Consider the following 10916-nt stretch of genomic DNA (forward strand, 5'->3'; position numbering starts at 1 on the left):
ATAAATCCAAAACCGTTGTATACACTTAGTTCTCTGGATTTATACGATGTCTGCTGTGCGGATGCTGGCGGGCACTGGGCGTTGCGGGCTGCGGTCTAATACCTGGGTTTTCACCCACTCCCACCCACCCGGTACCGCTTCCATGAAACGCTTTTTTCTCCAAACCGCCCTGGCCGTGGCCACCCTGTGCTGTGCCGGTCTGTCCAGCGCCCAGCAGGTGCTGCGCCTGACCGCCATCCCCGACGAAGCCCCCACCGAGCTGGCCCGCAAGGCCGCGCCGCTGGTCAAGTACCTGGAGGGCAAATTGGCCATGAAGGTCGAGTTCACCCCGGTTACCGACTACGCGGCAGCGGTGGAGGCGCTGGTCAACAAGCAGGTGGACGTGGCCTGGTTTGGCGGCTTTACCTTTGTGCAGGCGAATGTGCGTTCGGGCGGCAAGATCCTGCCGCTGGTGCAGCGCGAGGAAGACGAGAAATTCCGCTCGGTCTTCATCACCGCCGACCCGGCCATCAAGGCGCTGGCCGACCTGAAGGGCCACACCCTGAGCTTTGGCAGCCCGTCCAGCACCTCCGGCCACCTGATGCCGCGCAGCTTTTTGCTGGATGCCAAGGTCGACCCCGACAAAGACCTCAAGCGCGTGGCCTTCTCGGGTGCGCACGATGCCACCATTGCCGCCGTGGCCGCAGGCAAGGTGGACGCGGGCGCGCTCAACATCTCGGTGTGGGACAAGTTTGTGGCCGACAAAAAGGTCGATACCGCCAAGGTCCGCGTGTTCTACACCACCCCACCCTACTTCGACTACAACTGGAGCGTGCATGCCGACATGCCCGTGACCCTGCGCGAAAAGCTGGCCAAGGCCTTTCTGGACCTGAACAGCGCCACCCCCGAGGGCAAAGAAGTGCTGGAGCTGCAACGCGCCACCCGCTTCATCCCCAGCCAGCCCGTCAACTACAAGGGCATCGAGGCCGCAGCCCGCAGCGCCGGTTTGCTGAAGTAAGCTGCACTACAAAATAAGTAGCTGCTCGTGCTTATGAAATAAGCGCTAGAGGCACTTTTTATATGCAACTCCAACTGGTGACCGCATCGGCCCGACACCCTGCTGCGGCTGCGCACGCCCCGGCCGCCCTGCGCGCGGTCAGCCTGGCGCTGGCCGCCGGGGAGCAGGTGGCGGTGATCGGGCCGTCCGGGGCGGGCAAAACCACGCTGCTGCACCTGCTGGGCTGCGCATTGCGGCCCAGCCAAGGGCAGGTGCTGCTGGACGGGCGCGACCCCTGGGCGCTGCCACGTGCCCAGCTGCAAGGCCTGCGCCGCCAGCTCTTCATCGCCCCGCAGGTGCCGCCGCTGCCGCCGCGCCAGCGGGTCGTTACATCGGTGCTGGCCGGGCAGTTGCCGACCATGGGGCTGTGGCGCAGCGTGCGCAGCCTGTTCCACCCGGTGGACATTCCGGTGGCCGAGACCGCGCTGGCGCAGTTCGACCTGGCCGACAAGCTGTTTGAGCGGGTGGACCGCCTGTCGGGCGGCGAACGCCAGCGCGTGGGCCTGGCGCGGGCGCTGGTGGCCGATGCCCGGCTCTGGCTGGTGGACGAGCCCCTGTCGGCCCTGGACCCGGCCCGTGCAGAGCAGGCGATGCGGGCCTTGGCGCAAGCCGCCCAGGCACGGGGCACCACGCTGCTGGCCAGCCTGCACCACGTGGACATGGCGCTGGCGCATTTCCCGCGCATTGTGGGTCTGCGCGAGGGGGCCATCGTGTTCGACCTGCCCGCCGCACAGGTGACGCGCGAGCGGTTGCACAGCCTGTATGCCCAGCACCTGGACGAGCTGACCGGGCCTGCGCCCGAGCCCGCCCTGCTGCCCGCCACACCTCCCGTGGTGATGCATTGCCGATAATCCACAACCCCACCCTGCGCGACCCTGCCTGGCACAGCCGCCTGTTCTGGCTGCTGGCCGCCGCCGTGCTGCTGTGGCCGCTGCTGGTGCTCACCGAGTTCCAGCCCTGGGTGCTGCTACAGCCCGACAGCCTGCGGCCCACGCTGCGCTTTGTGGGCGACTTCTTTCCGCCCAAGCTGGAACCCGCCTTTCTGTGGACCGTGGCCGTGGAAACCTGGCGCACCGTGGCGATGGCCACCGCAGGCATCACCCTGGCGCTGTTGCTGGCCGTGCCGCTGACGCTGCTGTCGGTGCGGGTGCTGTCGATTTCGGCGCTGACCGGGCGCATGGCTCCGCTGGGCGCGGCTGTGCGGCTGGCGGTGCGCTGGTTGCTGGTGCTGCTGCGCAGCGTGCCCGAGCTGGTCTGGGCGCTGGTGTTTGTGCGCGTGGTGGGCCTGGGCCCCACCTCGGGCGTGCTGGCGATTGCGCTCACCTACGCGGGCATGCTGGGCAAGGTGTACGCCGAGATTCTGGAATCCGGCGAGCCCGCCGCTACCCAGGCCCTGCTGCGCCACGGCACCGGGCGGCTGCAGGCTTTCTTTTACGGCCTGCTGCCGCAGAACGCAGGCGAGCTGACCAGCTACACCGTGTACCGCTGGGAATGCGCCATCCGCTCGTCTGCCGTGCTGGGCTTTGTGGGCGCGGGCGGGCTGGGTCAGCACATGGACGCGTCGATGAAGATGTTCAACGGCTCCGAGGTCAGCACCATGCTGCTGGTGTTCATGGGCCTGGTGTGGCTGGCGGATTACACCAGTGCGTGGCTGCGTAAGGGGCTGGCGTGAAACAAGCGGCCAACGAGACTTACAAGCTGCCGCCCGCGCTGTTCCACGCCCGTTCCAGGGCCCTGTGGTTCGCAATTAGCGTGGTGGCTCTGGTGGCAGCCAGCTTTGCCACGCTGGATCTGCAGTGGGCCAAATTCCTCTCAGCCGATGCGCTGCGCCGCATGGGCCACTTTATCGGCGAGCTGCTCATTCCCAACACCGACCCCGCCTTTCTGCGCAAGCTGCTGACCGCCACGTTGGAAACGCTGGCCATGTCGGCCCTGGGCACGCTGCTGGCGGTGGTGTGCGGCCTGGCGCTGGCCCTGCCCGCCAGCAAAACCCACGCCGATGACAGCGCCCTCTGGCGTGGCCCCACGCGGGCGCTGTTGAACGCGCTGCGCAGCATCCCCGAGCTGGTCTGGGCCACGCTGCTGCTGGTCGCCGCCGGGCTGGGGCCGTTTGCCGGGACGCTGGCGCTGGCGCTGCACACCACCGGCGTGCTGGGCCGCTTGTTTGCCGAAAGCCTGGAGAACGCCCCCGACGGCCCGGCCCAGGCCCTGCGGGTGCGCGGCGTGGGCGCGGTACCTGTGCTGCTCTACGCCAGCCTGCCCCAGGTGCTGCCGCAGTTGGTGAGCTACACCCTGTACCGCTGGGAAAACAACATCCGCGCCGCCACCGTGCTGGGCGTGGTGGGCGCAGGCGGCCTGGGCCAGATGCTGGCCTTCCACATGGGCCTGTTCCAGATGCCCGAGACCAGCACCGTGCTGGTGGCCATGCTGGTGCTGGTGGCGCTGGTGGATGGTTTGAGCAGTGGCGTGCGCTGGATGCTGATGCGTTAGGTGGAAATGTCCATTCCACAGGTTAATCACCCGGCGGATTAACTCTTGCAGTTAGACCATAGTGTCAATTCGACCCGTCTGATTATATTTTTCTCGCCCTGATAATCGATTTTTTGCCCCGCCTAGCAGGGCCGAAACCGCCTAACTCACCAGTGAAAAAGCGGCCTAACTGCCCCACCAAAACCTAACTCTGGCCCGTTATATTTTCCCGTCAAATTAATAAAAGAAATTTATTTCTCTCAGAGTAACTACTTAGAAAATTTATTCAAGTTGGTGTTTAAAGTAGCGACGTGTCGATAACCCCCCGCTCCACCCACCAGGAAATTTTCAAAATGAAAAAACTCATCCTCGCCGCTGCCGTTGCCGCCTCCGTGTTGACCCCCCTCGCCGCCCAGGCGCAGAAGATTGGCCTGGCCATGGCCAACCAGGAAACCTTCCTGGCCTACATGTCCGATGCGCTGCTGGCCCAGGCCAAAACCGTCGGGGCCAGTGTGCAAATGGAAAACGCCGACAACGATGTGGGCCGCCAACTCAACCAGATCCAGAACTTCATTGCCCAGAAGGTAGATGCCATCATCATCAACCCGGTGGACACCGATGCCACCACCAAAATGACCAAGATGGTGGGCGACGCGGGCATTCCGCTGGTCTACGTGAACCGCCGCCCGGTGGACTTTGACAAGCTGCCCAAGAACGCGGCCTTTGTGGCTTCTGACGAAAAAGTCTCGGGCACGCTGCAAACCCAGGAGATGTGCCGCCTGATGAAGGGCAAGGGCAACATCGTGGTGTTGATGGGCGAGCTGTCGAACGAGGCGGCACGCACCCGCACCAAGGACATCGAGGAAGTGCTGGCCACCCCGGAATGCGCGGCCATCAAGATTTTGGACAAGCGCGAAGGCAAATGGCTGCGCACCAACGGCACCGACATCGTCTCGAACTGGCTCACCGCCGGGCTGAAGTTCGATGCCATCATCGCCAACAACGACGAAATGGCCATCGGCGCCATCCAGGCCCTGAAAGCCAACAACAAGTGGACCCCCGGCTATCTGGTCGCCGGTATCGATGCCACGCCGGATGCGCTGGCTTCCATGAAAGCGGGCGACCTGAAGGTCACCGTGTTCCAGAACGCCGCAGGCCAGGGCCGGGGCTCGCTGGATGCCGCCGTCAAGCTCATCAAAAAGCAGCCGGTGGACCGCTTTGTGAACATCCCGTTTGAGCTGGTCACGCCTGCCAACCTGGCCAAATACTCCAAATAAGCCAAGTAAGCGATGCGCTACCGCGACTTTGGCCGCACCGGCTGGAAGGTGAGTGAGGTGGCCTTTGGGGCCTGGCAGATCGGTGGCGACTGGGGCGCGGTGGACGACATGCGCTCCATCGACACCCTGCTGTACGCCTTTGAAAAAGGCATCAACTTTGTCGATACCGCAGAGCTGTACGGCAAGGGCCACAGCGAAGAGGTGATTGGCCGGGCGCTGCGGGCCTGGCAGGGCGACAAAATCTACGTGGCTACCAAGGTGCAACCTATCCAGTGGCCCGACGCAAACGACGACCACCCGGCCATGCGGGGCCGCTACCCCGACTGGTATCTGCGCGAGAGTGTAGAAAAATCGCTCAAGCGCCTGGGTGTGGAGCGGCTGGACATGCTGCAACTGCACAGCTGGATGGGCGACGGCCTATATGCCCTGGACTGGCTGGAGAGCCTGAACCGCCTGCGTGCCGAGGGCAAGATCGACAAGATTGGCGTGTCCCTGCGCGACTTCCGGCCCGACGAGGGCATAGACCTGGCCCGCTTTGGCCTGGTGGACGCCATCCAGGTGGTCTACAACCTGTTTGAGCAACGCCCGCGCCATGGCCTGTTTGCAGCGGGCGAGTCCACATCCACCGCCTTGATCGCCCGGGTGCCGCTGGATTCAGGCGCGTTGGTGGGCCACTGGACCGCCGACACCTACGCCCGCTGGGCCCCCGGCTCGGTGCCGCATACGATGTTCCGCGAGGGCCGATTTGCCGAGACCCTGGCACGCGTCAACCAGCTCAAAATGCTGTGTGCGCCCTACTACCCCACGCTGGCCGAGGCGGCCATGCGCTACGTGCTGGATTCCCGGCAGGTATCCACGTTGATCCCGGGTATGCAAACCCGTGCCGAGGTGGACATGAACCTGGTGTATTCCGACGGCCAGCCCTTCCCCGCCGAGCTGCTGGCCCAGCTGGGCGAGCACCTGTGGATTCGGAACTACTACCAATGAGCTTGCACCAACTGGAACTGCTGCGGCCCCACGAGATCCGCGCCGAGCTGGCCCGCGCCTCCCGCGTCTACCTGCCGCTGGGCACCATCGAATGGCACTGCGAGCATTTGCCGGTGGGGCTGGACGCGCTGACCGCCCACGGCGTGTGTCTGCGCGCCGCCCAGCGCAGCGGCGGCCTGGTCTACCCCACGCTGCACTACGGCACCGGCGGCGGCCACGGCATCTACCCCTGGACGGTGATGATGGAAACTGGCTCGGAAATCGTCGCCCAGCTGCGCAAGACCCTGGCCCGGCTGGAAGTCTTTGGGGTGGTCCAGGCGGTGCTCTTCACCGGGCACTTCGCCGACGAGCAGATTGCCATGGTGCGCCAGCTGGCCCAGGACTGGCAGGCCGAGGGCCACGCGCTGCAGGTACAGGCCTTGTCCATCAACATGCTGCCCCACCCGCCCATCGCCCCCGACCACGCCGGCCCGTTCGAGACCACGCTGCTGCATGCCCTGTGGCCCGAGCGCGTAGACCTCGGCCAGCTGCCGCCCAAACCGGTGCGTACCGGCAACATCGAAGAAGACGGTTGGGGCCCGCAGCGCCACGTGCAAGGCCACCCGCTGTGGGGCGTGGTGGGCCCGGACCCGCGTAATTTTGACCCGGCGCGTGGGCCGGAGCTGCTGGAGGCGGTGGTGGGCTGGCTGGTGGAGGAAGTGGCCTGAATTTCAGGCTATTTTTCAGGCATCCAACAGGCAGCCTGTGCTTATTCAATAAGCGCAAGCAGCTATAAAAAATATAGTTAAAAACTGTAGCGCCCAAACTCACACGCTCTCGGGCAAATGGATGTCCATCGGCACCAGCACCTGCCGCACGCCCGCCGTGGGCTGCACCACGGCCTCGGCCATCTGCGCCACCAGTTCGCGGCATAGCTGGGGCAGCGGGTGCGACAAGACGGCTGCGAAGTGCCGGTGGATCAGCCCCGCGCGGGTCACGGGTGTGAGCTCAGTGCCTATGCCCACCACGCGCTGACCACCCCGGTTGCGCTGGCGGCGCTGCGCCAGCGCCTTGAGCACGCCTTCAATGCCGCTGCCACCCATGTAAAAGCCCACCAGATCGGGGTGGCTGTCCAGCAGCTCGTGGGTGCGCTCTTCGCCGTAGGCATCGCTTTCCAGCGTGGAAATGGTCTCCAGCAGGTCGAAGTCCGGTGCGTGCTCGCGCATGTAAGAGCGCAGGCTGATTTCGCTCAGCTCCTGGCACTGGAAGCGGTGGCTGCCTACAAAAATGGCCACCGGGCCGGGGGCGTGGGCCAGCTCCGAAATCAACCAGGCCGCCGTGCGCCCAACTCGGCGGTTGTCCAGCCCGGCATAGCCTGCGCGCAAGGGCGAGCTCAAGTCCGAAATCAGTCCGAACACCGGCACCTGGCGCTGGTGCAAGGCCTCGATGGCGTTGTTGACCAGGGCGTGGTCGGCCGTGACCACCGCGATGGCATCCACCCGTTGGCCCAGGTCGGCCAGGTGCTCGGCCACGCATTCGGGGGTTTGGTCCTTCAGGTACTCGACCACGGCGCGGCCCCGCAGCGTAGGGCAGTCTTGCGTGGCCTGGGTGAGCGCTGCGGCCAGGCCCCGGTAGAACACCGCATTCGGCAACTGCAGCAAAAAGCCCAGCGTGAGGCGCGGGCGCACATCGCGCAGGCGCTCGGTGATGACACCCGCCGCGTAAAAGCCCAGGGCTTCGGCGGAGGCGCGGATGCGCTGGGCTGTGTCTTCGCGCACATTGCTGCGGCCATTGAGCACCCGGTCGACGGTGGAGCGGCTGTGCCCGCAGTGGCGGGCCACGTCGTCCATGGTGGGGCGGCGGGAAGGATTTTGGCTTGACATGTTTGTGTCAAAAATGGTCGTTGTCTTGACACATTATGGGGCAGAAATGGCAGCAACAGTACCCAAAAATCACCTGCACTCGTAGCATCCACCCACGTACAACGAGAGACAAAAAACCATGCCCAACACCTCTTACTCCCGCTATGCCCTGCGCGACGACCAGGCCCCCACCGGCGACCTGCGCCGCGAAGAATTCGAGTCCGAAGTCAGCGCCCGCTGGTTCACCCCGCAGATCGACCGCAAGCTTTTGAAACAGCTCATGAAACGCTCTGACACAGAGTCGCTGTGGAACTATGGCCTGTGGATCGCTCTGCTGGTGGCCAGCGGCGTGGCGGGCTTCTTCACCTGGGGGACCTGGTGGGCCGTGCCCTGCTTCCTGGTCTACGGCGTGCTGTATTCCACCAGCGACCACCGGGCGCACGAGCTGTCGCACGGCACGCCTTTCAAAACCCGCTGGCTGAACGAGGCGCTCTACCACCTCAACGCCTTCATGACCCTGCACGAGGGCCACTACTGGCGCTGGAGCCACACGCGCCACCACACGCACACCATCATCGTCGGCAAAGACCCGGAAATCGCCTTTCCGCGCCCGGCGAATCGGCTGTATGCGCTGCTGGATTTCTTCTTCTTGAAGTCCGGCGTGCTGCTGCTGCGCGACATTGCCTTGCAGGCAGTGGGCCGCATCAGCCCGGATGGCGAGCACTTCATCCCCGCCACCGAACGCAGCAAGGTCATCCGCTCGGCGCGCATCTTCATGCTGGTGTTTGCCGCGGTGATTGCCGCGTGCGTTTACAGCCAGAGCATCCTGCCCGCGATGTACATCGTGCTGCCGCGCTTTTACGGCGGCTTCTTTGCCCAGTTTTTCAACGCCACCCAGCACACCGGCCTGGCCGAAGACGTTTACGACCACCGCCTGAACACCCGCACCTTTGTGACCAACCCGGTGTTCCAGTGGCTGTACTGCAATATGAACTTCCACATCGAACACCACAGCCTGCCCATGGTGCCCTGGCACCAGTTGCCTAAGCTGCACGAGGCCATCAAGGCCCAGTGCCCGCCGGTCTACCCCAGCGTGTGGGCCGCCTGGGCCGAGATCCTGCCCGCCCTGCAGCGCCAGGCCGTGGATGCCAGCTTCCAGGTCAGTCGGCCTGTGCCCGGAGCCGTGTAATGGCCACGCCCGGCCCCCAAAAAATCCACCGCTACGGCAGCGCGTTCAAGCTGCGGGCGGTGCAGATGAGCCAGCAAAGCGGCGTGCGCATCAAGGACGTGGCGGCCACGCTGGGGATCCACCCCTTCATGCTGTCCAAATGGCGCAAGCAGGTGCGCGACGGCGAACTGGTCGGCCTGCCCGCCCCGGTAGATACGCAAGCGGTGGTGGAGCTACAGCGCCTGTGCGCCATGGAGCAGCAGTTCAAACGCCTGCAGCAGGAGCACGAACTGCTAAAAAAAGCCATCCGGTTTGCTTTCGATCCAAAGCCGAAGTCTTCCGCTTTATCGGGGCAAACCGGGACACCCATTCTGTGCAGCTGATGTGCCAGTACTACCAGGTGACGCGGGCGGGGTATTACGCTTGGTGCAAGCGGGGGGCCTAAGCAAGGCTCCAGGGATTGAAAACCCGTACGCCCGTGGGCGCAAAGTCGGCCACGTTGCGGGTGGCCACGGCCATACCGTGGACCAGGGCGGTGGCGGCGATCAGCGCATCGCGCTCGGCACGCGGATCGGGCACATGCAGACCGGCGCAGCGCAGGGCTACCGGCGTGTCTACCGTGAGGATGCGACCCTCAAACCGGGGCAGCACCGCCTCCACCAGCCATGCGCGCAAGACTGCGCCCTGGGCGGCATCGCGGCGTTCCATCAACAAAGTGCCCAGCTCCAATTCCAGCACCGTGATCGCGGACAGATAGAAGTGGGCCAGCGGCGTGGCCTCCGCCCATGCCAGCACCTGCGGATTCGCCTTGTCGGGGCGACGCAGTTCCGAGACGACGTTGGTGTCCAGTACAAACATCAGGACAGGTCTGCGGCGCGGTACAGGCCACCAGCGCGGGGCGGCTCAAAGTCGAAATCAGGCACCGCAGACGGCGGCTGGGCCAGCGCCTCGGCCAGGGTGACCTGCGCGCCCGTCAACCGGCGGTAGTCCTCCATGCTGAGCAGCACATGCGCGGGCCGCCCCCGGTCGGTGATGAACACCGGGCCGGTGCGCGTGCACTTCTTGGCGCGGCTGGCATCCTGGTTGAATTCGCGGCTGGTGAGGGTGGTAACAGTCATGGCAACACCTCAAAATAAAAATGATGTGATGTTACTACATTGCTGATTAATTCAGCATCATGCTCAGCCGCCGACGGTACGTGGCCACCAGCAGCGCCTGCGGGTCTTGCTCGGTGACCGACTTGCCGGAGATTTCAATGCCACCTGCGGTTTTGTTGCCTGCATCGGCGCTGGCCTTGGGCTTGGGCGGGGTGAGCAGCTCCAGGATGGCGATGAAGACTTTGCGGGGGGCTTCGTCGTTCCACTTTTTGTCGCGCATGATGATTTCCAGCAGCTCGTCCATGGCGGCAGTCCATTCGCCCAGGGCCATCAGGATGCGGCCTTTGGCGAGGCGGGCATCGAAGTCGCGCTTGTTGGCGGCTATTTTTGCATCCAATTCGGCCATATCGCCCGTTCCATCAGCATAAGCAGCTGCGAAATTGAGAGCACCCACCCACTGCGACAGGGCTTCGAAGCGCAGCTGCAAGGGGATGTATTTCAGCGTGGGTTGCAGCGCGGCTTCGGCCTCTTCGAGGTGGCCGGTCTGGATGAGCAGGCGCACGTAGTCAAAGCGCGCCTCGTCGTTGGCCGGGTCCAGCGCCAGGGTATCGGCCAGCTTGGCCAGGGCGGCATCGGTGTCGCCCGCCTCCGCCAGGGCCAAGGCTTGCTCGGCCTCGGACGGTTCGGCGTCCAATGGCCCGCCCTCGGGCACGTGCTTGTCCAGAAATTCCTTGATCTTGCCCTCGGGCAGCGCGCCCTGGAAGCCGTCCACCGGCTGGCCGTTGACCACCAGAATGCAGGTGGGGATGCTGCGGATGCCAAAGGCTTCGGCCAGTTGCTGCTCCTGGTCGGAGTCGATCTTGACCAGCTTGAAGCGGCCCGCGTAATCGGCCTCGACCTTCTCCAGCAGCGGGCCGATGATCTTGCAGGGCTCGCACCACGGAGCCCAAAAATCGACCAGCACCGGGGTGGTCATGGAGGCGGCAATGACCTCGGTTTCAAAGTTGGCAAAGGTAACGTCGATCATTTTGGGGTGTTGCC

13 protein-coding genes are annotated in these 10916 nt (G+C 64.6%); 9 read left to right on the forward strand and 4 right to left on the reverse strand.

Going from position 1 to position 10916, the window contains the following annotated elements; genetic code table 11:
• The first annotated feature begins 142 nt into the window (after positions 1-142).
• The 7 genes from AC097O_RS16085 (at position 143) to AC097O_RS16115 (ending at position 6476) form a co-directional block, all read left to right on the forward strand.
• The gene (locus tag AC097O_RS16085) at positions 143-997 is read left to right on the forward strand and encodes a putative selenate ABC transporter substrate-binding protein (protein WP_479593929.1); all 855 of its coding nucleotides are present in this window, start codon (positions 143-145) and stop codon (positions 995-997) included.
• Positions 998-1059: 62 nt separating this feature from the next.
• Positions 1060-1887 carry a phosphonate ABC transporter ATP-binding protein gene (locus tag AC097O_RS16090; RefSeq protein ID WP_479593930.1) on the forward strand — a complete coding sequence of 276 codons (828 nt, stop codon included), beginning with the start codon at positions 1060-1062 and terminating at the stop codon, positions 1885-1887.
• Positions 1887-2708, forward strand: coding sequence for a PhnE/PtxC family ABC transporter permease (locus tag AC097O_RS16095; RefSeq protein ID WP_479594033.1), 822 nt, complete (start codon positions 1887-1889; stop codon positions 2706-2708). The genes AC097O_RS16090 and AC097O_RS16095 overlap by 1 nt, the downstream gene beginning before the upstream one ends.
• Entirely contained in the window at positions 2705-3526 is an 822-nt protein-coding gene (gene phnE, locus AC097O_RS16100) for a phosphonate ABC transporter, permease protein PhnE (protein ID WP_479593931.1), read from the forward strand. Before AC097O_RS16095 ends, phnE begins: the two co-directional genes overlap by 4 nt.
• 332 nt (positions 3527-3858) lie before the next feature.
• On the forward strand, positions 3859-4782 hold the full coding sequence (locus AC097O_RS16105; RefSeq protein WP_479593932.1) for a sugar ABC transporter substrate-binding protein: 924 nt from the start codon (positions 3859-3861) through the stop codon (positions 4780-4782).
• Between the two features lie 12 nt (positions 4783-4794).
• Entirely contained in the window at positions 4795-5769 is a 975-nt protein-coding gene (locus tag AC097O_RS16110) for an aldo/keto reductase (RefSeq protein WP_479593933.1), read from the forward strand.
• Positions 5766-6476: a creatininase family protein gene (locus AC097O_RS16115; protein ID WP_479593934.1), complete on the forward strand. Its 711-nt coding sequence runs from the start codon at positions 5766-5768 to the stop codon at positions 6474-6476. The genes AC097O_RS16110 and AC097O_RS16115 overlap by 4 nt, the downstream gene beginning before the upstream one ends.
• A 99-nt stretch (positions 6477-6575) precedes the next feature.
• On the opposite strand, the gene AC097O_RS16120 is transcribed toward AC097O_RS16115, so the two are convergent.
• The gene (locus AC097O_RS16120; RefSeq protein WP_479589176.1) at positions 6576-7631 is read right to left on the reverse strand and encodes a LacI family DNA-binding transcriptional regulator; all 1056 of its coding nucleotides are present in this window, start codon (positions 7629-7631) and stop codon (positions 6576-6578) included.
• A 118-nt stretch (positions 7632-7749) separates the two neighbouring features.
• Between AC097O_RS16120 and AC097O_RS16125 the strand changes: the two genes are divergently transcribed.
• Positions 7750-8799 (forward strand): fatty acid desaturase, encoded by a 1050-nt coding sequence (locus AC097O_RS16125; protein ID WP_479593935.1) that lies wholly within the window; start codon positions 7750-7752, stop codon positions 8797-8799.
• Complete coding sequence (locus tag AC097O_RS16130; protein ID WP_479589181.1) at positions 8799-9161, forward strand: transposase; 363 nt, start codon at positions 8799-8801, stop codon at positions 9159-9161. Before AC097O_RS16125 ends, AC097O_RS16130 begins: the two co-directional genes overlap by 1 nt.
• Before the next feature lie 58 nt (positions 9162-9219).
• Here the strand turns inward: AC097O_RS16130 and AC097O_RS16135 are convergent, their stop codons facing one another.
• The 3 genes from AC097O_RS16135 to trxA are packed head-to-tail and all read right to left on the reverse strand — an operon-like array spanning position 9220 to position 10902.
• Positions 9220-9639: a PIN domain-containing protein gene (locus AC097O_RS16135; RefSeq protein WP_479594034.1), complete on the reverse strand. Its 420-nt coding sequence runs from the start codon at positions 9637-9639 to the stop codon at positions 9220-9222.
• Positions 9636-9896, reverse strand: a complete 261-nt coding sequence (locus AC097O_RS16140; protein ID WP_479589182.1) for a type II toxin-antitoxin system Phd/YefM family antitoxin — start codon at positions 9894-9896, stop codon at positions 9636-9638. Before AC097O_RS16140 ends, AC097O_RS16135 begins: the two co-directional genes overlap by 4 nt.
• Before the next feature lie 46 nt (positions 9897-9942).
• Positions 9943-10902, reverse strand: a complete 960-nt coding sequence (trxA, locus tag AC097O_RS16145; RefSeq protein WP_479593936.1) for a thioredoxin — start codon at positions 10900-10902, stop codon at positions 9943-9945.
• Positions 10903-10916 lie beyond the last annotated feature (14 nt).

The organism is Rhodoferax sp. LS1P39, from assembly GCF_056521425.1.